The sequence below is a fragment of the Acidovorax sp. LjRoot38 genome, assembly GCF_964252975.1.
In the GTDB taxonomy this organism is placed as follows: domain Bacteria; phylum Pseudomonadota; class Gammaproteobacteria; order Burkholderiales; family Burkholderiaceae_C; genus Acidovorax; species Acidovorax facilis.
Genome location: NZ_CAXUPT020000004.1, coordinates 54,594 through 76,862 on the forward strand (window position 1 = coordinate 54,594; position 22,269 = coordinate 76,862).

Here is a 22,269-nt window from a genome sequence, read left to right on the forward strand (position 1 = left end):
CTCACGGGGCCTTTTCGATCTGCTTGACGTGGTAAGCGCCATTGACCTGCTCTGCCCGAAAGCGCACCTTGTCACCCGGTTTCATGTCACCCACCACGCTGGCGTCCGCCACGCGGAAGACCATGGTCATGGGCGGCATTTCCAGGTTCTTGATCTCGCCATGCTTCAAGGTGAGGCGCAGTGTGCGCGGGTCCCAGCGGGTGATTTCGCCTTCGCTCAGTTCCGCTTGCGTCGCCGACGGGGCCGGATGGTGGCTGTTGTGGCTATCGGAGGCTGCAGCGGTGGGGGCTTGCGCCAGAGCGGGCCCTGCGCCCAGGAGAAGCAGGCTGGCGACCAGGGGGATGGAAAGGATTTTCATGTCGATGCCTTCTTGTTGTAGCTTTTGAAAACACGGGTGCTGCCGTCGCGCGCCACCAGCAGCACGTCGTACGGGTCACGCCGGTCGCCATACGCAGGGCCGTCCATGCCCGGCGAGCCCACGGGCATGCCAGGCACCGCCAGGCCCAGGGCCTTGGGCTTTTGCTGCAGCAGCGCGCGCACGTCGCTGGCAGGCACATGGCCTTCCACCACATAGCCGCCGATGAGGGCGGTGTGGCACGAGCCCAGCTTTTGCGGCAGGCCCAGCCGTGCGCGCACGGCGTTGTTGCCGGTGGCGTGCACCTTCACGGCAAAACCGTTGGCTTGCATGTGGTCCACCCAGTCCTGGCAGCAGCCGCAGTTCGGGTCTTTCCACACCTCCAGCGGTGTTGGGGTGTTGGTGGCTGCTCGGGACAGGCCGGGCAGCAGGGCGACGGCCACACCCGCACCCAGCAAAGGCAGTGCGGTGGTGAGCCATTGGCGTCGTGCAGTGTGGGCTGCGGTGGATGCGGAGCGTGGATTGCGTGAAATGGTCATGGCGTGTCCTCCTGGCGTTATTGGTTGCGGGGCAGCACGGTGATGGTGCCGGTCATACCTGCCTGGTAGTGGCCGGGGATCAGGCAGGCAAAGTCAAAACTCCCGGCGCGGTTGAAGTGCCACACGATGTCGCCGGTCTTGGCCGCCGCCACGTGCGCCATGTAGGGCTCGTCATGTTCCATGCCGGGGTGCTTTTTCATCATCTCGGCGTGCTGGTCCAGTTCGGCCTTGGTGCCGATCACGATCTCGTGCAACACCTTGCCTTTGTTCTCGGCACGCAGCCGCACGGTGTCGCCCTCGCGCACTTCGATGTGATTCGGCGCAAAGCGCATGTCATCGCTCATGCGGACGGTGATGGTGCGGCGCACAGCCTTGGCGTCGCCTGCGATGCCCCAGTCCTTTTGCTCCTTGACCACCGGGCTGTTCGATGCGGTGTGATGAGCGTTTTCATGGCCAAAAGAGGTGCTAGCGCTTATCCATAAAGCGCAAGCAGCTATCAATTTAATAGTGTTCATGGTGTGTGCTGATGGGGAGGTTCAGTGCTGGTGGCCGCTGGCAGCGGGCTTGCGTGCGCTCGCTGCGCCGGGCGCGGTGCCTGGGGTGTCTGCGCGGGCGGGGCGTGGTGTGCTGGCGGGGGCACCCTGCCATTCGTAGGCCACCGTGCCCGCAGGTTGCTTGAAGTCTCCAGGGTCGCGGTAATCGCCCGCAGGCTGGTCGGCGCGCACCTTGAGGGTGGTGAACATACCGCCCATCTCCAACGGGCCGAAGGGGCCGGTGCCGGTCATCATCGGAAAGGTGTTGTCCGGAAGCGGCATTTCCATGGCACCCATGTCGGCCATGCCGCGCTCGCCCATCACCATGTAGTCGGGCACGATCTTCTGGATCTTGCCCACCAGGCCCCGGTGGTCCACGCCGATCATGGTCGGCACGTCGTGCCCCATGGCGCCCATGGTGTGGTGGCTCTTGTGGCAGTGCAGGGCCCAGTCGCCCAGTTCGTCGGCAATGAACTCGACCTGCCGCATCTGGCCCACGGCTACGTCGGTGGTCACCTCGGGCCAGCGCGCACTTTTGGGTACGGGGCCGCCGTCGGTGCCGGTCACTTCGAATTCGTGGCCGTGGATGTGAATCGGGTGGTTCGTCATGGTGAGGTTGCCTATGCGCATGCGCACGCGCTCACCCTGCCGCGCCACCAGCGGGCTGATGGCGGGGAACACGCGGCTGTTCCAGCACCAGATGTTGTGGTCCAGCATGGTGTTGACCTTGGGGGTCATGCTGCCGGGCTCCACGTCAAAAGCGTTGAGCAAGAAGGCGTAGTCGCGCTGCACCTTGGCGATGTGCGGGTGCGCGGCCTTCGGGTGGGTGATCCACAGGCCCATCATGCCCATGGCCATTTGCACCATTTCGTCGGCATGCGGGTGGTACATGAAGGTGCCGGGGCGGCGCGCCACAAACTCGTACACAAAGGTCTTGCCGGGCTGTATGGCGGGCTGGGTGAGTCCGCCCACGCCGTCCATGCCGTTGGGCAGGCGCTGGCCGTGCCAGTGGATGGTGGTGTGCTCGGGCAGGCGGTTGGTGACGAAGATGCGCACGCGGTCGCCTTCAACCACCTCGATGGTGGGGCCGGGGCTCTGGCCGTTGTAGCCCCACATGTTGACCATGAAGCCGGGCGCCACCTCGCGCACCACGGGTTCGGCCACCAGGTGGAACTCCTTGACGCCTGCGTTCATGCGCCAGGGGGCGGTCCAGCCATTCAAAGTGACCACCGGGTTGTAGGGGCGGCCCGTGGGCGGGTGCTGCGGCGGCGCGGTGTCGGCGCTGGACTGCATGGCGGGCTCGGGCAGCGCGGCCAGGGCCACGCGGCTGACGGAGGCTGCGGCCACTGCCGTGGCGGCGCCGGAGAAGAAATTGCGGCGGTTCATGTCAGTGGCCTCGTGGGGTGGTGGAGGCTGCGGGGCCCGATGCGAGGCCCTGCAGGGCGCCTGGCGATGTGCCGGTGAGTGCGAGCTGCAGATCGGTCTCGGCCAGCCAGAAGTCGCGCTGTGCTTCGATGGCGTTGGCCACGGCCTGGGTGCTGTTGCGCGCTTCGGCCAGCATGTCCCACACACTGGCCAGCATGCCGTTGTAGCGCAGGGTGGTCTCGTCGCTGATGAGCTGGCGCAGGGGTACCACCTCAGCCTGCTGCTGGCGTGCCAGGTCGAGCGCGGTGCGGTAGGTGAGCCAGGCGGCGCGCACCTCGCTGCGGGCGCGCACGGCGGTGTCCTGCAGCTGGGCGGCACTTTGCTCTACCTCGGCTTGGGCGCGGGTGCGTGCTGCGCCGCCCCAGTCGAACAGGGGCAGGGGCAGCTCGATCTCCCAGCCGCGTGTGGTGTCGCGGTGGCCACTTTCGCGCTCGGTGGCGGTGTTGCGGCTGTACGCCAGGCCGATGTCGCCAAACACCGCGCCCGCGCGGCTCCAGCCCTGCCGGGTGGCCTGGGTGTCGAGTTGGCGGCGGGCCGCCTGCACATCAAGCCGTTCGCGCAGCGCGGTGGCTTCGATGCCCTCCGCGGGCAAGGCACTGGCGGGCAGGGGCGGCAGCTGGTTGGCCAGCTGGTACTGCGTCTGCAGCCCCCACACGCCCATGCGGCGGTTGAGCTGCTCGCGTTCGGTGGCTGCGGCAAGGCGGGCGCGGGCGCGCTGGCGGGTGGCCTCTTGCAGCACGGCCTGCTCGCGGGCCTGCTGCAGGCGGCTCCAGTTGCCCACCTGCACCATGCGGCGGGCCAGCTCGGCACCGGCGTCGGCCGCCTCGACCATGCGGTCGTGGGTGGCGGCTATTTGCTCCGCGGCCACGGCACGCAGCCAGGCGCGGCGGGTGTCGGCAGCAAGCGTCACCACGTCCTGCGCGGCTTGCAGCGTCGCGATCTGCAGGCGCTCGGCCTGGCGCGCGGTGCGCCAGGGCAGGGTGATGAGGTCAATCAGGCTGAAGGCCAGGGTGCGCTCGATTTCGCGCTCGTGGCTGTTGGTGAATCTCCCCAGTGCAAGGTGCGGGTTGGGCAGGGTGATGGCCTGCACGCGCTCAGCGTCGGCCACGCCCAGTGCGGCCAGGCGGGCTTGCAGGCCGGGGTTGTTGAGCAGGGCAATGCGCACGGCAGCGTCTTGTGTCAAGGGCTGTGCCAGCCAGCCTTCGACGGATTTTTCTGCAGAGGCGCGGGCGGCAGGGTCCGCTGCAGGCAGGCTCGCTTGCACGCCCCCGGTGCGGCCCGCAGCGAGAGTGGCGACGTCACCGCGCAGGCCATCGGGCGAGACACTGGCGCAACCGGCCAGTACGGCTGCAGCGGCCAGCAGGCAAAGGCGCGGAGACAGGCGTGGGGAAAGGTGTGGAGAAATGTGCGGCATTTGGGCGGGGAGGTTCATGGCTTGCCTCCCGGTGCGTGGTGGCGTTGGTGCATCGGCGTGGGTGAAGCGGACTGGCCGTTGTTGCTGCTGCCGTGGTGTCCGTTGTGATGACGGTGGGGGCTTTTTTGCTCTTCGACGGTGGACGGGGGTGTGGCGGGTTGGGCGCTCTGCCGAGCCTCCCAGGCGACGATGTCGGCATGCCCCCTGGGAAAGGCAGCCACCGCCTCGTGCGCCTCGCGCCATGACCGGGGCGATGGGGGCGCGCCGGGCAATGGGGGTTGTGGGACGAGGGCGGGGTGGGCCAGTGGAGCCGTCGAGGCACCAACATGGGCAGCGTCGGCAGCCGGTGCCAGACGATGGCTGGGTGTGGGAGCAAGGCCCTGGGCCAGCGAAAGCAGCGGTGCCAGCAGCACAAGGCAGACGGTTCGCGGGGGCGATGAAGCGGGATACGGAAATGAAGCAGGCGCGCGCATGGCGATCTCCAGACAACGGACGAAAAAGGTGTTGCGCTACCGCCCGGGCCACCCTGTTTCAGGGGGGCTCAGGCTGTGGCAGACGCACTTCGGGCGTTGGAGATCAGGCGATGGGTGGTTTGATGGTCAGTGCGGGAGGCGCACTGTCAAACCGTGCAGACGCCGTGGGCAGCGCGGTGCCCGGGCGGCGGAGAGCGCACGACGCTGCCGGGGCGGCGTCGAGCATTGCCGAATGGCAGATTTCGCAGGCGGAACATGCGGCAGAGTGGTGATCGTGTGCAGCACACCCCACCAGTTCACCATCACACGCGGATGCCGCAGCAGCATGCACGGCATGGTCATCGTGATGGGCGATGGTGTGACTGCCTTCCTGCATTTCTGCAGCCACGGCCTCTGTGGCCTGGTCAGTCCTGTGCTCTTGTGAGGTAGGGTATGCCGCTTCGGCTGCCACCACGTGGCTGTGCTCCTGCGCATGCGGCGCGCTAGCAGGAAGCAGGGGCGGCAAGACCCCGGCGGCCATGGCGGTGCCGGTAAGTCCCCGCAGGACCAGCACCACCATCAACACGAAATAGAGGCCGCGACGCATGTCCCAATGATACGGCGGCACGCCCCAAGGTTCCCAAAAGGTTACATCTCCGGCCCCCGGCCCTTGGGGCGGCCACCAGGCACTGCGGGCAAATGGGGGTGCAGATGTAGGGCGGTTCGGCTTACGATGTAACAATGCGTTCGGTGCATCTCCTGGTCCTGCGGTGCCTGGAATGACTGTGCAAGACGAAAGGTCGGTATGCCTTCCTGGCTGGTGGGAACCTGGAGTACGTTGTCTGCGCGAATCCGCTGGCTGGTTCTGGTGGCGACCCTGCCCGCCGTGCTGCTGGCGGTTTACCAGGCACGGTCGCACCGCATGGACGCCATCGCCGCCGCAGAGAACCAGGCTTTGGGCACGCTGCGGGCCGTGGCAGCCAGCCAGCAGCGCCTGATTCAGAACACCCGCGATTTTCTGCAGAAGCTTGCGGCCATGCCCTCGGTGCACCGGCCGGCGGAACCCGAGTGTGGAAGGTACCTGGCCGAGGTGCTGTCGCTTAACGCCACTTACGTCAACATTGGTGTGCCACAGGCCAGTGGCGACCTGCTGTGCAATGCCCGCCCGTTGAAGGCGCCCGTGAACGTGGCGAATCGGCCCTATTTCCAGCACGCCATCACCGCCCGGGAGTTCTCGGTGGGGGCTTTTCAGATCGACCGGGCTGCCCAGGTGGCGAGCGTCAATTTTGCGGTGCCTGTGGTCCCGCCGGGCAGCCAGGAGGTGGTGGGCGCTGCAGTGGCCGTGGTGTCGCTGGAATGGTGGAGCCTGCGGCTTGCCGACCTGGGCCTGCCACCCGGGGCTGTGGCGCGTGTGACCGACGCCGATGGGCGCGTGGTGGCGCGTTTCCCGCCCGATGGTGCCGAACTCGGAACACAGTTGGCCGATGCAGATTTCAGCGCGGCGCTGCAGCGCTCTGCCGAAGGGGTGCTTCAGCGCAGCAATGCGGCCGGATCACACCAGTTGATGGTGTTTCAGCCGCTCATAGAGTCGGGTGGGAAAACGGTTGCCACCATGAGTCTGGCTGTGCCACTGGACCAGCTCTACGCCACGGCCAACCGCAACATGTGGACCGAGGTGGCCTTCTTGCTGGCTGGCCTTGCGCTGTCTTTCCTGCTGGCCCAGCAGGGCGTGCGGCGGGGCGTGATGAAACCATTGCGGCGCCTGTTGGACGCCACCGACGAACTGGCTCTGGGCCGTTATGCCCCCCAGCCCCTCGCCACCGGCCTGGCAGAGTTGACCGAGTTGGGTCAGCGTTTTGACCGCATGGCGCTTACGCGCCAGAGCGCCGAGGCCCAGTTGCGCCAGAGTGAGGAAAACCTGTCCATCACGCTGCATTCCATTGGTGATGGGGTGGTGGCCACGGATGCGCAGGGCCATATCACACGCATGAATGCAGTGGCCGAACGCCTGACAGGCTGGCCGTTGCCCGAGGCACTGGGCAAGCCGCTGACGGACGTGTTTCGCATCGTCAATGCCAGCACGCGGGAGCCGGTGGTCGATCCGGTGCGGATGGTGGTGGCCAAGGGCGAGGTGGTGGGGCTGAGCAACCACACGACCTTGCTCGCGCGGGACGGTGCCGAATATCAGATTGCGGACAGCGCGGCGCCCATTCGCAATGCGCAGGGGCAGATTGTCGGTGTCGTGCTGGTGTTCAGCGACGTGACCGAGGCCTACCGCGTGCGCAAGCAACTGGAAGACAACGAAGCGCGCTTTCGCACCCTGACCATCTTGTCGTCTGACTGGTACTGGGAACAGGACGCCCAGTTCCGCCTGACCCATGTGGACGGAAGCGACAAAGACCGTCTGCTGCAGGAGGCGGCCGCGTACATGGGCAAGACGCGCTGGGAGTTGGCAGGCCCTGGGGTGAGCGAAGCCCGCTGGCAGGAGCACCGCGAGCTGCTGGAACGCCATCAGGAGTTCCGCGATTTCGAGTTCCAGCGCAAAGACCGTTCGGGCCAGCTGCACTGGCTTTCGGTGAGCGGCACACCCATTTTTGACGTGAACGGAACATTTTGCGGCTACCGGGGCGTGGGCAAGGACATCACGGCGCGCAAGCGCGATGAAAACGAACTGCGCATTGCGGCCATTGCGTTTGAGTCGCAGGAGGGCATGATCGTCACCGACCGAGAGACCGTCATCCTGCGCACGAACAGGGCCTTCACCAAAATTACGGGCTACAGCGCGGAAGATGCAGTGGGCAAGCGTTCCAGCCTTCTCGCTTCGGGCCACCATGACAAGGCCTTTTTCGACGCCATGTGGGGCAGCCTCTCGGACACCGGTGAATGGAAAGGCGAAATCTGGAACCGCTGCAAAAGCGGGGCGGTCAACCTCCACTTCATGGGCATCACAGCCGTCACGGACGATGGGGGCGAAGTCACCCACTATGTCGGCACGCTCAGCGATATCACCCAGCGTGCCCAGGCCGCGCGCGAGATCGAGCATCTGGCCTTTTATGACCCGCTGACACACCTGCCCAACCGCCGCCTCATGCTGGACCGTCTGCAGCAGGCGTTTGCCACCAGTGCGCGCACCGGCCTGCATGGCGCGCTGTTGTGCCTCGATCTGGACCACTTCAAGACCCTGAACGACACACTGGGCCATGACATGGGCGATGTCTTGCTGCAGCAGGTTGCGCAGCGCCTGTCGGGATGCGTGCGTGAAGGTGACACCGTGGCCCGCCTGGGCGGTGATGAGTTTCTGGTGCTGCTGGAAGACCTGGATGCGCTTGGCACCGACGCGGCTGAGCAGGCCCAGAATGTGTCCGAGAAAATACTTGCCGCCCTGAACCAGCCTTACCAGCTTGCCTTGCACCATGTGCACAGCACGACCAGTGTGGGAACCGTGCTGTTCAGCGGCCAAAGCCAAACGGTGGAAGACGTCGTCAAACACGCCGACCTGGCCATGTACGCCGCAAAAACAGCGGGGCGCAACGCGATCCGGTTCTTTGATCCGATGATGCAGGCGGCGGTCTCTGCCCGCGCTGCACTGGAAAACGACCTGCGCACTGCGTTGGCTGCCGGGCAGTTTTTGCTGCACTACCAGATCCAGGTGGGCTGCGGCGTACGCCCTGTCGGGGCCGAGGCGCTGATCCGCTGGCAACACCCGGAGCGCGGCACGGTCCCCCCTTATGAGTTCATCCCTTTGGCCGAAGAAACGGGGCTCATACTGCCCATAGGCCTTTGGGTATTGCAGACCGCGTGTGCTCAGTTGCGCCGCTGGCAGGGCAACCCCACCACGGAACAGCTGCAGTTGTCCGTGAACGTGAGCGCGCGGCAGTTCCGGCAGCCCGATTTCATGGAGCAGATTCGCACCGTGTTGCTGCAAACCGGTGCGCGGCCCGACCGTTTGAAGCTGGAACTGACGGAAAGCCTGGCGCTGGACAACGTGGACGACACCATCGCGAAGATGAACGCATTGCGCGCCCTGGGTCTGCGGTTTTCTCTGGACGACTTTGGCACGGGGCAGTCATCGCTGTCCTACCTCACGCGTCTGCCGCTGGACCAGCTCAAGATCGACCAGAGCTTTGTGCGCAACATTGGCATTCAGCACACCGATGCGCTGATCGTGCAGACCATCATCGGCATGGCGCAGAGCCTGGGAATCGACGTGATCGCCGAAGGCGTGGAGACGGACGCGCAGCGGGCGTTTCTGGAAAAGCACGGCTGCACGCTCTTTCAGGGTTACCTGTTCAGCCGCCCGGTGCCTATCGGGGTGCTGGAACAGTACCTGCAGGCACGGGCAGCCTCTGTTTGAGTTCTGGCCCGTGTGTTCTGGCCCGGCTTACACCGCCATGTAGCGCCCGGGCCGATGGTTCATCGCCAGGACCAGGTTGAGCGCTACGGCCCCGGCAATGGACCAGGCAACGCGCAGGGGTTCCACCGTCCACAGCGCCAGCAGCACGATGCAGCAGTCCACCGCCATCTGGATCTTGCCGGCGCGCCATCCGTACCGGTCCTGCAGGTACAGCGCGGCAATGCCCACGCCCCCCAGGCTGCAACGGTGGCGAAACAGCACCAGAAACCCCGTGCCCGTGATCAACCCACCTGCCACGGCCGCATACAGCGGCTGCAACTGCGCAAACTCCAGAAATTGAGTCTGCAGTTCGGTCAGCAGCGACAACAGCAGCACGGCAATAAACGTCTTGACCGTGAATGCGCGCCCCAGCTTGCGCAGGGCCAGCCAGTAAAAGGGCAGGTTCAGCACAAAGAAAATCTTGCCAAAGCCGATACCCGTGGCGTAGTGCAACAGGAACGCAAGGCCTGCGGTTCCCCCGGTCAGCAGGCCTGCGCTGGTGAAAAAAGCAACCCCTACGGAAATGAGCAGCACGCCGGTGAAGATGGCCACAGCATCTTCCGTGAGCGTGTGCGGCACCACCACAGGAGCGGCCACTTGCGCAGGGTTTGGCAGGGAAGGGGCGTGGGGTGCAGGCGGGTTGGACATGGTGAGCGCAGGCGGGCAGGGCGGCGGGTGCCGGTCAGGGGAAAGAGTCGCAGATTGGACCATGCAAGCCCTGTGCCGGACTTGTCCGCCGTCAAGAAGCGGCGTGTCTGTGGGGGCTTCGGTCCTGGAAAACTGGTCGCTCCTTGGCTGTTTTTTGGCCGATTCTTGCAATCTGCTTTAGATGTAACACCTGCAACGCACAGCGATGTGGGGCTGGGGCGGCAGCGTTCCTGCGAAAATAGCGGGCTTTGCCCATTGCGGGGACCTGCTCCCTGACGCCCGCCACCCTTCGGGGGGGCCGGTGCCATGGACGCCTCAGATTGATGTACCAGCCCCACCGACTCAACAGCTCCAGACTTGTGCTTTTGCTCCAGCAATGGACGCAGCCACAAGGTGGATCGGCGCGCCAGGATGTGGCGGAGCAACTCAGCCAGTGGCTCAGTACCGTGGATGCGGTCAAGCTCAGCCGGGCGCTGCATGCTCTGGAGTCCAGGCAAACCCCGGCTGTCACTACGCTGGGGCGGGGGACGGTGGATGTGCGCGCATTGCAGGCCAGCCTTCAGTCCACCCGGGCCGAGTTGACGGACTTGGTCACGGCCAAGGCCGCGCCCGCCAAGCCCGTGCGCGAGCGTGCCGACAACACCCCTGTCGACGGCCCGGACCCCGAGGCCGGGGCAGATTTTGCAGTCCACGCGGCGCGTTATCTGGCGCTACAAAAGCAGATGGACGCCAGACTGGCTGCCTTGCGCGCACTGATTCGGCAGAGCTTGTCGATGGGCCCCGAGGGCCTGCGTCGGCTGGCCCTGCTGGATGCGGTGATGGACCAGATGCTGGGTGCGCGTGAGCAAAGGCTGTGGGCGTCGCTGCCCGGCCATCTGGAGCGGCGCCTGTCCCATCTGCGCGCAGCCCACCAGCAGCAGCTGGAGGCTGCAGGGCGAGACGATGAGCCGCAGCGTTGGGCGCTGCCGGGCGGCTGGCTGTTTGCCTTCGAGCAGGACCTGCGGGCGCTGCTGCTGGCCGAGCTGCAGGTGCGGCTGGAGCCCCTTGCTGGTTTGCTGGAAGCGGCGCAGAGCCATGACTCCCGTCCCCGCACCACCCACCGTCCCCCCACAACCACGAAGACCTCGGAACCGGTAACAGGAATGATCGAATGAACAAGAGTGTGATGGCCGCCATCTTTGCGGTGGGCCTGGCGGTGGTGGGCTGGGTGGGATGGGGGTTTGTCGGGTCGAGCCCTCTGGCGCTGGCCATGACGGTGGTGATTGCTGCCGTCTACGTGGTGGGAGCCTATGAGCTGATGCAGTTCCGGGCCGCGACTTCGTCGCTGTCCATTGCGCTGGCCGGGCTGGGGCAGCAGCCCCTGGAGGACCTGGGTGGCTGGCTGGAGCGCCTGCATTCGTCTTTGCGCAACCCGGTTCGCCAGCGGATCGACGGGGAGCGTGTGCCCCTGCCGGGGCTTGCGCTGGCGCCGTACCTGGTGGGGCTCCTGGTCATGCTGGGCATGCTGGGCACCTTTCTGGGCATGGTGGTCACCTTCAATGGCGCGGTTTTCGCACTGGAGGCCTCGTCCAGCCTGGAGTCGATCCGGGCGGCGCTGGCCGCGCCCATCAAGGGGCTGGGTCTGTCGTTTGGCACCTCGGTGGCCGGGGTGGCAGCGTCGGCCATGCTGGGGCTGATGTCCGCCCTGTGCCGCCGCGAACGGCTGGCAGCGTTGCGCATGCTGGATGCCCGCATCGCCAGTGAGCTGCGCCCCTTCTCGGCGGCCCACCGGCGCCAGGAAATGTTCGAGGCCCTGCAGGCCCAGGCGCAGGCCATGCCGCTGATTGCAGAGCGCCTGCAAGGCCTGATGGAAGGGCTGGAGCGCCGCCACGAGCAGTTGAACGGCCAATTGCAAGACCGACAGCAGGTGTTTCACCGCGAGGCGGCAGCGGCCTACACCCAGCTGGCCACCACCGTGGGGGCATCCCTGCACGACAGCCTGGGCGCCAGCGCCCGCATGGCGGGTGAGACGATCCGCCCGGTGGTGGAGCAGGCCATGGCAACGCTGGCGCAAGAGGCCGAGCGCTCGCACCAGCGGTTGCGCGAGGCCACTGACGTGCAGGTGCGCACGCTCACGGCCCAATGGGAGGGCACGGCCCGCCAGGTGGCGGACACCTGGACTGAGGCCTTGGACCGCCACACGCAGACGCAGGACCAGCAGGCGGTGCAGTTGGGCAGCGCGCTGCAGTCCATCACGCAGACGCTGGAGCAGCGCACCACGAAGCTGCTAGCCACGTTGCAAGAGACTGTGGCCCAATCACAGGCGGCCCAACTGGCGGCCGACCAGGAGCGCCTTGCTGGCTGGAGCCAGTCCATGGAGGGCATGGCCAGCCGACTGGCGGAGCAATGGCAGCTTGCGGGTGAACAAACGGCGCAGCAGCAGCGCGGCGTCTGCAAGGCGCTCGAAGGCGCTGCCACCCAGCTCGACCAGTCACTGCAGACGGCATCGCATGCCTTTGAGCAGCGCACCACGGCGCTGCTGGCCTCATTGCAAGAGACTGTGGCCCAATCACAGGCGGCCCAGTTGGCGGCCGACCAGCAGCGCCTTGCAGGCTGGAGCCGGTCCATGGAGGGCATGGCCAGCACACTGGCGGAGCGATGGCAACAGGTGGGCGAGCAAACCGCACAGCACCAGCAGGGCGTGTGCCTGGCGCTGGAAGGCGCTGCCACCCAGCTCGACCAGTCGCTGCAGACGGCATCGCAGGCCTTCGAGCAGCGCACCACGGCGCTGCTGGCCTCGCTGGAACAGACGGTGGAGAAAACGCTGGCCGACCAGGCAGCGGCGGATCAGCAGCGCCTTGCGGGCTGGAGCCAGTCCATGGAGGGCATGGCCAGCCGACTGGCGGAGCAATGGCAGCAGGTGGGCGAACAAACGGCGCAGCATCAGCGCGGCGTGTGCCAGGCGCTGGAGGGCGCTGCGGCGCAGCTCACCGAGCGCATGACCGAGCAGGTCCACCATGCCCTGGTCGGTGCCGCCCAGTTGATGGACCAGTCGGACGCACTGTTGCACACCCGCATAGAGGCCGAAGCCCGATGGGCCGACACCCAGGCCCAGCGCATGGATGCGCTCGCGGGCGTGTGGCGCACGGAATTGGTGGCGCTGCGGGATGCCGAGGCGGCACGCGGCCAGGCCGCAGTGGAGCGGCTCGATGCGCTGCAGGCCGCCGTGGCCGGGCACCTGGCCACGCTGGGGTCTGCGCTGGAAGCCCCGCTCACGCGATTGCTGCAGACGGCGTCGGATGTGCCGCAGGCCGCGGCCGAGGTGATCACCCAGCTGCGCCAGGAGATGACCCACCTGAGCGAACGCGACAACGCGGCACTGGCAGAGCGCACGGCCATGATGGAGCAGCTGGGTGTGTTGCTCCAATCGGTGAACGAAGCCGCCGGGCAGCAGCGCGCGGCCATTGAATCGCTGGTGGGGTCTGCGGCCTCGGTGCTGGAGCAGGCGGGGCAGGAGTTTGCCCAGGCGCTCGGCGCGCAGGCGGGCAAGGTCGATGAAGTGTCGGCACACGTGGCCGCCAGCGCGGTGGAGCTGTCGAGCCTGGGTGAGTCCTTTGGCCATGGCGTGGAGCTGTTCACGGCCAGCAACGAAAAGCTGATGGACAGCCTGCAGCGCATCGAAGGCGCCATTGGCCAGTCCATGAGCCGCAGCGATGAGCAGCTTGCCTACTACGTGGCACAGGCCCGCGAGGTGATCGACCTGAGCATTTCATCGCAGCAGGGCATCGTGGAAGACCTGCGCCGCCTCAACGGGCAGATGGCCGCAGCGGTGCAGGGAGTCGCCGCGTGACCGGCCTGGACGACACGCTGGACGATGCCACCGAACAGACGGCCCCGGTGTGGGCCGTATTTGGCGACCTCATGGCGGGCTTGCTGGGTGCGTTTGTGCTGATTCTGGTGGGCGTGCTGGTGGTACAGATCGACTTGGTGGCCAGCCTCAAGCAGGAAGTGGAAAAGCGGCAGATGGAAGAAAAGCGCCGCATGGCGCTGGAAAAAGCACTGGCGATTCCGCTGGCCAGCGGCCGCGTTACGGTCAATGAAGGCCGTATCGGCATCAGCGGCAGCGTGCTGTTTGCGGCAGGCTCTGCCGAGTTGCGCCCTGAAGGCCGGCAACTGCTCCAGAGCCTGGTGCAGCCGCTGCAGGTGTACCTGCGCGAACGTGACGAGATGCTGATGGTGAGCGGGTTCACCGACAACACCACGCTGCTGCAAGGGCGCCACCAGCGTTTTGCCGACAACCTGGAGCTGTCGGCCCAGCGCGCGTTGACCGTGACCCGCGCCCTGATCGAAGAGGACATGCCCTCGTCCCAGGTGTTTGCTGCGGCCTTTGGCGCCGAGCAGCCGGTGGCAGACAACGCCGACGAAAAGGGGCGGGCACAGAACCGCCGCGTGGAGATGGCCCCCGTACCCCGCGCTGCCCAGGCCAAGCCCGCCCGCAATGAGTGAGCCCACCCTGGAGTCCCTGCGGGCCGAAGGCGCGCAGCACCACGACCCGGTGCGCTTTCGGTATCTGGAGGTGCTGGCCGCGCGCCTGCCTGCGCAGCCCCCCGCCGTACAGCAGGTGCTGGCCCGCAGGCTGCAGGCCGCCTTGGTGGACTACGCTAGGCGCACCCGGACACCTCCCCGCCAGCCACTGGCCGCCACAGCGCCAGCCGGTGCACCATCTGCACTGGCGCAACTGAACCGCGATCTCAGTACCCGCGCCCAGGCCGACGCAGACAGCGTGCTGGTGGGCGGTGGCGCCAGTGTGTCGGACATGAAGAGCGTGCGCCGCTTCAGCGAAGTCTGGTCCAAGATTGCTGCGGAACAACAGGTGGCCCAGGCCTTCACGCGTGGGCCGGAAAACGCCGGACCGTTGAATGCGCACCGCCTCATGCTGCGCTCCCTGGCCTTGATGCGGTCGCTATCGCCGGACTACCTGCGGCATTTTTTATCGCAGATGGACAGCCTGCTGTGGCTGGAGCAGGCCGCTGCAAAGCCAGCCAGGGCACCCCTCAAGCCAGGTCGTGTGGCTCGCTCCTCCAAGCACTGAGTGCGCAGGCTGCGACTGGGGAAGCCGGGTGCGCAGTTTTCAGACGCCGTGGTCGCCCGGCTGCACGGGGCGGATCGCCGTTTCTTCCAGCGCCTGGTCCATCAGCACAGTGACTTCTGCCGCTGGCACCATGGGCCGGAAAGCACTCACGTGGGAGCGCCCGATGTTGCCCAGCGGCAGCCGCGCCAGCAGGTGCCCCAGGGGCACCAGGGCCAGCCGCAGCAGCTGGCCGGTGGCCTCGCGCGCGTCTCCCAGTGCGAGGGCGTAGCGCAGCATGGCGGTGTGTGACCGCCAGTGCAGGGGCAATGAGGTCTGTCCCAGCACGTGGGCGGCCTCCAGCCAACGCCAGCGCTGGGCGGGGGGCGCGTCAGGCTGGCGTGCAAAGCTGGCCAGCAGGTGGTTGAACGCGGCGCGCCTGTGTAGCGCGGTGGGGGCGGAGCCCCCGGCGACATGCTGCGCGGCCAGTTGGCGCCAGCGCCTTTGGCGGTGCCGGTAGAACACCTGGGCAAACAGGGCGCTCAGCGGTGTCATCAGCCAGGGCAGGTGGCGCGCAATCACCTCGATGTCATCGGTGTACAGCGTGCGGCCATCGGACAGGGGCTGCAGGGTGATGCGGTGGTCCCAGCGGCGCATGAGCACGCCTTCTCCGTTGTCGCGCAGCGTGGGCCAGCCGCCCCTTTGTGCAGCCGGCTCGATGGAGATGCGCACGGTTTGCGGGCCCATGGGCAAAACGCCCAGCAACCGCATGTGCAGCGCCAGCTCGCCGGGAGCCCAGTGCGTGGGCCATTCCGTGCCCCGTGCGGGGTGAAACTGGATGAGCGGCGCGGTGATGTGGCGGAACACAGCGGTGCTTTGCAGCTGCGCAGCCACCCATTCAGGCGGGGCGCTCAACGGAGTCGATAGGTGCACGCGCATGGATCAGTGCCCTTGCGGTTGTGGCTGTGCGGTGGTGCTGGCCAGCTCTTGCCGCGCGTGGCGTATCACGCTCCAGCCGCCGCTGATGGCCAGGCCTGCCATGATGGCCGCCACCGCCAGATCGGGCCAGGCGGTGCCGGTGCCCAACACGCCCAGGGCCGCGCCCATCACCGCCAGGTTGCCCAGCGCATCGTTGCGGGTGCACAGCCACACGCCGCGCATGTTGGCGTCGCCCTCCCGGTAGGCATAGAGCAGGGCGGCCACGCCCAGGTTGGCCGCCAGCGCCAGCAGGCCCACGCTGCCCATGGTGAAGGGCTCGGGCGGTGTGCCTTGCCACGCACCCCAGGCCACGCGCCCAATCACGAACACGCCAAACGCCAGCATGCTGGCCCCCTTGACCAGGGCGGCGCGGGCGCGCCAAGTGAGGGCCATGGCCAGCACCCACAGCGACAGGCCGTAGTTGGCGGCATCCCCCAGAAAATCGATGGCATCGGCCAGCAGCGATGCCGAACCCGACTGGGTACCCGCCCCCAGCTCCACCACAAACATGGCAGCGTTGACGACAAGCGCTATCCACAAGATGCGGCGGTAGCGCGGGTCGGCGGCGGCAGGGCCAGTGGCGCAATGGTCGTCGTGGCAGTGGGCAGACATGGGGGTTCTCCGTGCAGTTTTGAAAGCGATGGCATGATTGGAAACCTTGAAGTCACTTGAAGGTCAAGCCATGGATCAGAACGCTGTGCAGTTTCGCATTGGCGAGGCCGCCCTGCAGTCCGGGGTGTCTGCCGCCAACATCCGCTACTACGAGAAGGAGGGGCTGTTGCCCCCCGGCGTGCGGGGCGACAACAGCTACCGCCTGTACAGCGGCGCGGACGTGCACCAGCTGCGCTTCATCCGACTTTGCCGTGCCATGGACATGTCGCTGCATGAAGTGCGAACCCTGTTGGCACTGGACTGGAGCCGCAAAGAAGACTGCGACGCCGCACGCGACACACTGGATGACCATCTGCAGCATGTGCGTGCCCGCCTGGCAGAGCTGCAGACCCTGGAGGCCGACCTGCTCGCGCTGCGCAACCGCTGCGATGGGACAGATGCCCACTGTCACATCATCGAAGCCCTGCACGCGCGTGCGGATGCGCAGCCCGCTGTGCCGTTCGCCACCGCTGCGGCAAAGCGGCATGTGTAGCCCGGCTGCCGTGGGCGCTTGCAAGCACCAGCTTTCACAAGGATGTGAGTAGCTGTTTCTTCTGCGTTTGAAAATGCTATAAAAATAATAGCTGTTTGCGCTTGTCTATCAAGCGCTAGATGCCAAAAACATCGAAAAATTTCTATGGCAGTCCACCGTCAACGCTCTCTGTGAGTGCCCCGCTATGATCCGACCATGATTTCGCGCTTGCCCGGCCTCTCCCTGCCCGAACGTGTGTGGAACACCGCGCGGCGCTGGGCGGTCGCCTGGTGGCGCATCTTGTATCTGGGGGCGGTGGTGCTGGTGCTGGTGTTGTCGCCGTCCAGCTATGGCAAGGGCACGCGCAAGGCGCTGGCGCGCCACCTGTATCTCGACACCGCCCCGGTGCTGCTCGGCTTTACAGTGCTGGCTGCCCTGATCAGCCTGGTGCTCACGCGCATCGTGGTGGTCACGGCGCTCAGCTATGGCCTGTCGCGCTATGCACTGGAGATGGTGATCCGCGTGCTGGTGCTGGAGCTGATCCCGCTCACGGCGGCGCTGTTCGTGGCCATGCGCTGCACCATCCCCAATGGCTCGCAGATCACGCGCCTGCGGCAAACCGGACGGTTCGATGCGCTGCGCGCCCATGGCTCGGACCCGGTGCGCATCGAGCTTCTGCCGCGCGTGATCGCTGGAGTGTTCGCCTGCATCACGCTCGCCGCGCTCAGCTGTGTGGTGGCCCTGGTGCTGGCGTACCTGGGGGTGTATGGTTTCAACTTGGCGGGGTTGCCCAGCTACACCCGCATGTTTGGCCAGGTGTTCACGCCCAGCGTGACGATGGTGTTCGCGCTCAAGACCGTGTTCTTCAGCCTGGCCGTAGCGCTGATCCCCATGGCGGCAGGCCTGTACGACACGGGCGATCGCACCCAGCCCGATTCAGAGCTGGGCGGCCTGGCCCGCATGTTTGCCGTGCTGCTGATGATCGAGGTGGCCTCGCTCATGGGCAACTACTACTGACCGATGTCTGCTGACACCCGACTACACCATCCCTTTACGGCGACCCACCTTCCGGCACCATGAACGACGAGAACCACAACGCCCGCCAAACGCCGCCCCCAGGGCCAGCCCCGGCTTCTCCTGCCACCGACGTGGCGCCCGTGGAAACCCTGCGCCCGGTGGCTTACCTGGAGATCAAGGCGGCGGCGTTGCTGCTGTTCACGTTGGCCCTCATCGTCGGGTCGGGCCTGTACCTGCTGTATGCGCGTGGTGCGTTCGAGCCCACGCAGACCCTGGTGTTGACGGCCGACGACTCTGAAGGCGTGGTGGTGGGCATGGACATGACGTTCTCGGGTTTCCCCATTGGCCGCGTGCGCCGCATCGAACTGGCCGAAACCGGCAACGCCCGCATCATCGTGGACGTGCCCCGCAAGGACGCGCACTGGCTGCGTGAATCCAGCGTGTTCACACTGGTGCGGGGCATTGTGGGTGGCACCAACATCCGCGCCTACACCGGCATGCTGAACGACAAGCTCCTGCCCGATGGTGCCGTGCGCCCCGTGCTGCGTGGCGACGCCACCGCCGAAATCCCGCAGCTCATGGCCTCGGCGCGCGAACTGCTGTCTAACCTCAATGCGCTCACGGCGCAGGACGCTGCCCTGGGCAGCAGCCTGACCAATGTGCAGGCGCTCACCGAACGCCTCAATGGCCCCGGCGGCATGCTGGGAGTGCTGATGGGCAACGAGGCCGATGGGAAGAAAATTGTTGCCACGCTCGACCGCACCAATGCCCTGCTGGCGCGCCTGGATGGCATGGCGGCGCGGGCTGACAAACAGGTATTTGGCGCCGAAGGCAGCAAGGAAGCGCTGGTACCTGAGGTGCGCGCCACCGTGGCCCAGCTCAATGACTTGTTGGCCGACACCCGCACCAGCCTGAAAAAGGTGGATGCGGTGCTGGTGGAAGCCCAGGCCATTGGCGCCAATGCCCGCGAAGCCACCACTGACCTGGGGGCCTTGCGCGCCGAGGTGGAAAGCAATCTGCGCAAGGTGGAAAGCCTGGTCAACGAAATCAACCGCAAATGGCCTTTTGCGCGGGATACGGAACTCAAGCTGCCATGAAGCCCTTTTCAGTTTCTGCATTCCCTTCGAAGCCCATGCACCTGGCCAGGCCACTGTGGGTGTCATTGCTGGGAGCTGTGGTGGTTGCGGCGGCCTTGTTGTCCGCATGCTCCAGCAAACTTCCCGTGCCCGACTGGCAGATGAACGCTCAAGGCTCAGCCCAGAAGGCCCTCGAAGCCTATCTGTCGGGCAACCCCCGCGTCGAGCAGCTCGAATGGGACCGCGCCCGGGCTGAAGTGGCCCGCACGGGGCGCCCAGACCTGCTGGCCCGTCTGGAACTGATGCGCTGCGCTGCGCAGGTCGCCAGCTTGGTACCTGGCCCCTGCGAGCGCTTTGAACCGCTGCGCGCCGACGCCGCCGCGCCCGAGCGCGCTTATGCCGACTATCTGGGGGGGCGAGTACAGCCTCAGGACGTGGGCTTGCTGCCCGAAGCGCAGCGCAAGGTGGCTGCATCGGGCGATGCATCTGCGTTGCCCGCTTTGGAAGACCCGCTGTCGCGCCTCGTGGCAGCTGGGGTGCTGTTTCAGTCGGGGCGCGCCAGCCCGGCGGTGATCGCTATCGCTGCTGACACAGCCTCTGCCCAGGGCTGGCGCAGACCTTTGATGGCTTGGCTCAGTGTGCAGGCGCAACGCACTGAAGCTGCGGGCGACCAGCAAGCCACTGCTGCGCTGCGTCGGCGCATTGCCATCGTGGAGCAGGGTGCGCCGCAGCGCTGAGGCGCGAACGGCTAGCGCAGGCGTGCCTGCAATTGCGTTTCGATGTGTTCCCGCTCCAGCGCAAACTGCTGGGCGGTGATCTCATTGGCTTCGTATTTTCGGGCGGTGGATAACAACAGCACCGTGTTTTCCAGGCGCGTGTCTTGTTGCAACGAGGGCGGCAGGGCGGTCAGGCGGTCAAAACTCTGTTTGTAGAGTTCGCTCCAGCTCAGCGCCCCGGCCTGGGCCTGGGCGCGCGCACCGTCATGCCAGCGCGCGAATTCTTCAAGTGAGCCATCCCTCGGGCTGGTGCATCCCCCCATCGCCACCAGCAGCGCTGTCGCCGCCACAGGCCGCGCGAAGAAGCGAGCAGAAAAAAGACTTGCAGAGATTCGAAAACGTGTGGTCACGATCGTCCTCCATTCTGGATTGCCACCGAAAATCCCGGTGCGCAGCGCCAGATGGTACTCCGATGCTATGCTTTTTGCTACCCATGGCGAGTAGGCGTACTAAACCACTCCACCTCATGCACAAGGTCACTCAAACAGACTGGAGGGAAAGATCTGGTCCAGCCCACTGGGCAAAAGCGGCATCGAATCCACCGACTGCACGGTCACATCGGGCATCAACAACGATGCCGCCGCCAGTACCGCAAGCACAACCGTGCCGGCAAACGCAGCGAGGGCGCGGGTTCCGGGTGTCAAGGGGTGGCGCTTCATGGCGGATCCTTTGTCAAAAAGGTGGGAGTCCCAATGAGCTCCCGGGTCAGCCTCAATGGCTGATGGAGAGGATTTCAGCAAAACGCGCGGTCAGCGTCTGTCAGACAAGTGCGATATCCGCAGATGACCCCGGTTTGTTGCCTTTGGTTGCAAGTCATTCAGAAGCTTGGTTGTGCTCAGATGTTCCGTAGAGCGAGCATGCGCATGACACTAGGAGTCCAGCGTGGTCCTTGTCCCACCGCGCTGCACCTGGCAGGAGTCCAAAGACGGAAGCCAATCGGCCGAAGCCGGCGCTGGCGCAGAGCGCATGGGCGCGAACTTGAATGGGTGACGGGGGTAGGTTGTTGCCAGCGCTGCCCGCCCCTGCGGCGAAATGGCAAGAACCTCTGCTTTTTGCTCCTTGGCACGCACATCGGGAAGCTGCACCTCTACGAGCTGAGCAGCCGCCAGCACCCGAAGCTTGTCAACGTCGCAGGGCTTCTCGATCATCATGGGCAGCTTGCTCTGTGCAAGGACGAACAGTAGCTCCATGGGCATAGGTGCACTCCTTTTGGGTGGAGTCATTTATTGTGAATAGTGCGCCGCGGCGTGACAACCAATCACACGTTTTGCAACAAATCGGCGGGTTTGGTCCCACCGCTCCCGGCATTTCGCGAGGCGAGAAGGAGGCGCTGAAAGCGCTCCGTGTCACTTGAGAGGCCGAAACGAAAAAAGCGCCCCGAAGGACGCTTTTTGATTTTTGGCGGAGAGGGCGGGATTCGAACCCGCGGTGGGGATTAGCCCACACACGCTTTCCAGGCGTGCGACTTAAACCGCTCATCCACCTCTCCGAAGCCCTCGATTATAGCCATAGGAAAAGGGATATCTGGGCTGACGGTAGCCGTTGCCTCGAAAAAAGCTTTGCCTGCGCTCAGGCCGCTTTCTGTGAAGCTTGCACCATCTTCATCGCCGACCCGATCAGCGCAGACACCTCCGTCATGTTGCTCGGCACGATAAGTGTGGTGTTGGAGTCTGCTGCCACCTGGCTGTAGGCTTCCACGGCCTTCTCGGCCACCTTGAGCTGTACAGCCTGTTCGCCACCGGGTTGGCGGATGGCTGAGGCCACACGCTCGATGGCCTGGGCGTTGGCTTCGGCCACGGCCTTGATCGATTCTGCCTCGCCTTGGGCCTTGTTGATGACGGCCTGCTTTTCGCCCTCGGATCGGGCGATGAAGGCCTCGCGTTCGCCGGTGGCGATGTTGATCTGTTCCTGGCGGCGGCCTTCAGATGCGGCGATCAACGCGCGTTTTTCGCGTTCTGCAGTGATCTGGGCCTGCATGGCGTGCAGGATTTCCTTGGGTGGTGTCAGGTCCTTGATTTCATAGCGCAGCACTTTCACGCCCCAGTTGAGGGCAGCTTCGTCGATGGCCTGTACGACCTGGGCGTTGATGATGTCGCGCTCTTCAAAGGTTTTGTCCAGCTCCAGCTTGCCGATGACCGAGCGCAGCGAGGTCTGCGCCAGCTGCGTCACGGCCATGATGTAGTTGCTGGAGCCGTAGCTGGCGCGCATGGGGTCGGTCACCTGAAAGTACAGGATGCCGTCCACTTGAAGCTGGGTGTTGTCGCGCGTGATGCAAACCTGGCTGGGCACGTCGAGCGGGATTTCCTTGAGGCTGTGTTTGTAGGCGACCTTGTCGACAAAAGGTACCAGGAAGTTCAGTCCCGGTGTGAGCGTGCCCGCGTACTTGCCCAGGCGCTCTTTGACCCAGGCATTTTGCTGGGGCACGACCTTGACGGACCGCGCGATGAAAATGACGGCAATGATGAGAATGACGATGGCAATTTCCATGAGGAG

Annotated in this window: 23 protein-coding genes and 1 tRNA gene; 9 read left to right on the forward strand and 15 right to left on the reverse strand. The window is 65.6% G+C overall.

What is annotated here, in order from left to right:
- Nucleotide 1: 1 nt before the first annotated feature.
- The 7 genes from ACSQ22_RS08000 to ACSQ22_RS08030 all read right to left on the reverse strand — a co-directional run bounded on the left by ACSQ22_RS08000 (nt 2) and on the right by ACSQ22_RS08030 (nt 5,325).
- A complete protein-coding gene (locus ACSQ22_RS08000; RefSeq protein ID WP_436129981.1) occupies nt 2–358 on the reverse strand; it encodes a copper-binding protein in 357 nt (118 codons plus the stop codon).
- Nucleotides 355–894 carry a DUF411 domain-containing protein gene (locus ACSQ22_RS08005; RefSeq protein WP_436129982.1) on the reverse strand — a complete coding sequence of 180 codons (540 nt, stop codon included), beginning with the start codon at nt 892–894 and terminating at the stop codon, nt 355–357. Before ACSQ22_RS08005 ends, ACSQ22_RS08000 begins: the two co-directional genes overlap by 4 nt.
- 17 nt (nt 895–911) lie before the next feature.
- On the reverse strand, nt 912–1,409 hold the full coding sequence (locus ACSQ22_RS08010; protein ID WP_436129983.1) for a cupredoxin domain-containing protein: 498 nt from the start codon (nt 1,407–1,409) through the stop codon (nt 912–914).
- 21 nt (nt 1,410–1,430) lie between these two features.
- The gene (locus tag ACSQ22_RS08015) at nt 1,431–2,813 is read right to left on the reverse strand and encodes a multicopper oxidase family protein (RefSeq protein WP_436129984.1); all 1,383 of its coding nucleotides are present in this window, start codon (nt 2,811–2,813) and stop codon (nt 1,431–1,433) included.
- Between the two features lies 1 nt (nt 2,814).
- The gene (locus tag ACSQ22_RS08020; RefSeq protein WP_436130210.1) at nt 2,815–4,266 is read right to left on the reverse strand and encodes a TolC family protein; all 1,452 of its coding nucleotides are present in this window, start codon (nt 4,264–4,266) and stop codon (nt 2,815–2,817) included.
- Nucleotides 4,267–4,280: 14 nt separating this feature from the next.
- A complete protein-coding gene (locus tag ACSQ22_RS08025) occupies nt 4,281–4,739 on the reverse strand; it encodes a hypothetical protein (protein ID WP_436129985.1) in 459 nt (152 codons plus the stop codon).
- 103 nt (nt 4,740–4,842) lie between these two features.
- A complete protein-coding gene (locus tag ACSQ22_RS08030; RefSeq protein ID WP_228894749.1) occupies nt 4,843–5,325 on the reverse strand; it encodes a hypothetical protein in 483 nt (160 codons plus the stop codon).
- 198 nt (nt 5,326–5,523) lie between these two features.
- On the opposite strand from ACSQ22_RS08030, the gene ACSQ22_RS08035 reads away from it, so the two are divergent.
- Entirely contained in the window at nt 5,524–9,072 is a 3,549-nt protein-coding gene (locus ACSQ22_RS08035) for an EAL domain-containing protein (RefSeq protein WP_436129986.1), read from the forward strand.
- A 27-nt stretch (nt 9,073–9,099) separates the two neighbouring features.
- Here the strand turns inward: ACSQ22_RS08035 and ACSQ22_RS08040 are convergent, their stop codons facing one another.
- Nucleotides 9,100–9,759 (reverse strand): YitT family protein, encoded by a 660-nt coding sequence (locus tag ACSQ22_RS08040; RefSeq protein WP_121419710.1) that lies wholly within the window; start codon nt 9,757–9,759, stop codon nt 9,100–9,102.
- A 323-nt stretch (nt 9,760–10,082) separates the two neighbouring features.
- Here ACSQ22_RS08040 and ACSQ22_RS08045 point away from each other — a divergent pair, with 323 nt between their 5' ends.
- Genes ACSQ22_RS08045 through ACSQ22_RS08060 form a run of 4 tightly spaced genes read left to right on the forward strand, consistent with a single transcriptional unit; the run spans nt 10,083 to nt 14,830 of the window.
- Nucleotides 10,083–10,913, forward strand: a complete 831-nt coding sequence (locus ACSQ22_RS08045) for a DUF3348 family protein (RefSeq protein ID WP_436129987.1) — start codon at nt 10,083–10,085, stop codon at nt 10,911–10,913.
- Complete coding sequence (locus tag ACSQ22_RS08050; RefSeq protein WP_436129988.1) at nt 10,910–13,588, forward strand: DUF802 domain-containing protein; 2,679 nt, start codon at nt 10,910–10,912, stop codon at nt 13,586–13,588. Before ACSQ22_RS08045 ends, ACSQ22_RS08050 begins: the two co-directional genes overlap by 4 nt.
- On the forward strand, nt 13,585–14,244 hold the full coding sequence (locus tag ACSQ22_RS08055) for an OmpA family protein (RefSeq protein ID WP_055393450.1): 660 nt from the start codon (nt 13,585–13,587) through the stop codon (nt 14,242–14,244). The genes ACSQ22_RS08050 and ACSQ22_RS08055 overlap by 4 nt, the downstream gene beginning before the upstream one ends.
- A complete protein-coding gene (locus tag ACSQ22_RS08060; protein WP_121419713.1) occupies nt 14,237–14,830 on the forward strand; it encodes a DUF2894 domain-containing protein in 594 nt (197 codons plus the stop codon). Before ACSQ22_RS08055 ends, ACSQ22_RS08060 begins: the two co-directional genes overlap by 8 nt.
- Nucleotides 14,831–14,869: 39 nt before the next feature.
- Here ACSQ22_RS08060 and ACSQ22_RS08065 read toward each other — a convergent pair whose 3' ends face one another.
- Entirely contained in the window at nt 14,870–15,745 is an 876-nt protein-coding gene (locus ACSQ22_RS08065; RefSeq protein WP_436129989.1) for a DUF3703 domain-containing protein, read from the reverse strand.
- A 3-nt stretch (nt 15,746–15,748) separates the two neighbouring features.
- The gene (locus ACSQ22_RS08070; RefSeq protein WP_121419714.1) at nt 15,749–16,396 is read right to left on the reverse strand and encodes a cation transporter; all 648 of its coding nucleotides are present in this window, start codon (nt 16,394–16,396) and stop codon (nt 15,749–15,751) included.
- A 70-nt stretch (nt 16,397–16,466) separates the two neighbouring features.
- Between ACSQ22_RS08070 and ACSQ22_RS08075 the strand changes: the two genes are divergently transcribed.
- The 4 genes from ACSQ22_RS08075 (at nt 16,467) to ACSQ22_RS08090 (ending at nt 19,737) form a co-directional block, all read left to right on the forward strand.
- The gene (locus ACSQ22_RS08075) at nt 16,467–16,928 is read left to right on the forward strand and encodes a Cd(II)/Pb(II)-responsive transcriptional regulator (protein WP_055393445.1); all 462 of its coding nucleotides are present in this window, start codon (nt 16,467–16,469) and stop codon (nt 16,926–16,928) included.
- 195 nt (nt 16,929–17,123) lie between these two features.
- Nucleotides 17,124–17,924, forward strand: coding sequence for an MlaE family ABC transporter permease (locus ACSQ22_RS08080; protein WP_121506797.1), 801 nt, complete (start codon nt 17,124–17,126; stop codon nt 17,922–17,924).
- A 59-nt stretch (nt 17,925–17,983) separates the two neighbouring features.
- A complete protein-coding gene (locus ACSQ22_RS08085; RefSeq protein WP_436129990.1) occupies nt 17,984–19,021 on the forward strand; it encodes an MlaD family protein in 1,038 nt (345 codons plus the stop codon).
- Nucleotides 19,022–19,056: 35 nt separating this feature from the next.
- Complete coding sequence (locus ACSQ22_RS08090; protein WP_436129991.1) at nt 19,057–19,737, forward strand: hypothetical protein; 681 nt, start codon at nt 19,057–19,059, stop codon at nt 19,735–19,737.
- A gap of 11 nt (nt 19,738–19,748) precedes the next feature.
- On the opposite strand, the gene ACSQ22_RS08095 is transcribed toward ACSQ22_RS08090, so the two are convergent.
- The 5 genes from ACSQ22_RS08095 to ACSQ22_RS08115 all read right to left on the reverse strand — a co-directional run bounded on the left by ACSQ22_RS08095 (nt 19,749) and on the right by ACSQ22_RS08115 (nt 22,263).
- Nucleotides 19,749–20,126, reverse strand: a complete 378-nt coding sequence (locus tag ACSQ22_RS08095; RefSeq protein ID WP_228894763.1) for a hypothetical protein — start codon at nt 20,124–20,126, stop codon at nt 19,749–19,751.
- Nucleotides 20,127–20,252: 126 nt separating this feature from the next.
- Nucleotides 20,253–20,435 carry a hypothetical protein gene (locus ACSQ22_RS08100; protein ID WP_055393434.1) on the reverse strand — a complete coding sequence of 61 codons (183 nt, stop codon included), beginning with the start codon at nt 20,433–20,435 and terminating at the stop codon, nt 20,253–20,255.
- Nucleotides 20,436–20,645: 210 nt separating this feature from the next.
- Entirely contained in the window at nt 20,646–20,972 is a 327-nt protein-coding gene (locus tag ACSQ22_RS08105; protein WP_218299496.1) for a hypothetical protein, read from the reverse strand.
- A gap of 203 nt (nt 20,973–21,175) precedes the next feature.
- Nucleotides 21,176–21,265: transfer RNA gene (locus ACSQ22_RS08110), tRNA-Ser, on the reverse strand.
- Nucleotides 21,266–21,345: 80 nt separating this feature from the next.
- The gene (locus tag ACSQ22_RS08115) at nt 21,346–22,263 is read right to left on the reverse strand and encodes an SPFH domain-containing protein (protein WP_055401799.1); all 918 of its coding nucleotides are present in this window, start codon (nt 22,261–22,263) and stop codon (nt 21,346–21,348) included.
- Nucleotides 22,264–22,269 lie beyond the last annotated feature (6 nt).

Bases quoted from the DNA above. Each gene is read 5' to 3' on its own strand.
- ACSQ22_RS08105 (WP_218299496.1), bottom strand. From the start codon at position 20,972: ATGCCCATGGAGCTACTGTTCGTCCTTGCACAGAGCAAGCTGCCCATG.
- ACSQ22_RS08070 (WP_121419714.1), bottom strand. From the start codon at position 16,396: ATGTCTGCCCACTGCCACGACGACCATTGCGCCACTGGCCCTGCCGCC.
- ACSQ22_RS08005 (WP_436129982.1), bottom strand. From the start codon at position 894: ATGACCATTTCACGCAATCCACGCTCCGCATCCACCGCAGCCCACACT.
- ACSQ22_RS08080 (WP_121506797.1), top strand. From the start codon at position 17,124: ATGATTTCGCGCTTGCCCGGCCTCTCCCTGCCCGAACGTGTGTGGAAC.
- ACSQ22_RS08075 (WP_055393445.1), top strand. From the start codon at position 16,467: ATGGATCAGAACGCTGTGCAGTTTCGCATTGGCGAGGCCGCCCTGCAG.
- ACSQ22_RS08030 (WP_228894749.1), bottom strand. From the start codon at position 5,325: ATGCGTCGCGGCCTCTATTTCGTGTTGATGGTGGTGCTGGTCCTGCGG.
- ACSQ22_RS08115 (WP_055401799.1), bottom strand. From the start codon at position 22,263: ATGGAAATTGCCATCGTCATTCTCATCATTGCCGTCATTTTCATCGCG.
- ACSQ22_RS08015 (WP_436129984.1), bottom strand. From the start codon at position 2,813: ATGAACCGCCGCAATTTCTTCTCCGGCGCCGCCACGGCAGTGGCCGCA.
- ACSQ22_RS08065 (WP_436129989.1), bottom strand. From the start codon at position 15,745: ATGCGCGTGCACCTATCGACTCCGTTGAGCGCCCCGCCTGAATGGGTG.
- ACSQ22_RS08000 (WP_436129981.1), bottom strand. From the start codon at position 358: ATGAAAATCCTTTCCATCCCCCTGGTCGCCAGCCTGCTTCTCCTGGGC.
- ACSQ22_RS08050 (WP_436129988.1), top strand. From the start codon at position 10,910: ATGAACAAGAGTGTGATGGCCGCCATCTTTGCGGTGGGCCTGGCGGTG.
- ACSQ22_RS08045 (WP_436129987.1), top strand. From the start codon at position 10,083: ATGTACCAGCCCCACCGACTCAACAGCTCCAGACTTGTGCTTTTGCTC.
- ACSQ22_RS08040 (WP_121419710.1), bottom strand. From the start codon at position 9,759: ATGTCCAACCCGCCTGCACCCCACGCCCCTTCCCTGCCAAACCCTGCG.
- ACSQ22_RS08010 (WP_436129983.1), bottom strand. From the start codon at position 1,409: ATGAACACTATTAAATTGATAGCTGCTTGCGCTTTATGGATAAGCGCT.
- ACSQ22_RS08060 (WP_121419713.1), top strand. From the start codon at position 14,237: ATGAGTGAGCCCACCCTGGAGTCCCTGCGGGCCGAAGGCGCGCAGCAC.
- ACSQ22_RS08020 (WP_436130210.1), bottom strand. From the start codon at position 4,266: ATGCCGCACATTTCTCCACACCTTTCCCCACGCCTGTCTCCGCGCCTT.
- ACSQ22_RS08085 (WP_436129990.1), top strand. From the start codon at position 17,984: ATGAACGACGAGAACCACAACGCCCGCCAAACGCCGCCCCCAGGGCCA.
- ACSQ22_RS08090 (WP_436129991.1), top strand. From the start codon at position 19,057: ATGCACCTGGCCAGGCCACTGTGGGTGTCATTGCTGGGAGCTGTGGTG.
- ACSQ22_RS08100 (WP_055393434.1), bottom strand. From the start codon at position 20,435: ATGAAGCGCCACCCCTTGACACCCGGAACCCGCGCCCTCGCTGCGTTT.
- ACSQ22_RS08035 (WP_436129986.1), top strand. From the start codon at position 5,524: ATGCCTTCCTGGCTGGTGGGAACCTGGAGTACGTTGTCTGCGCGAATC.
- ACSQ22_RS08025 (WP_436129985.1), bottom strand. From the start codon at position 4,739: ATGCGCGCGCCTGCTTCATTTCCGTATCCCGCTTCATCGCCCCCGCGA.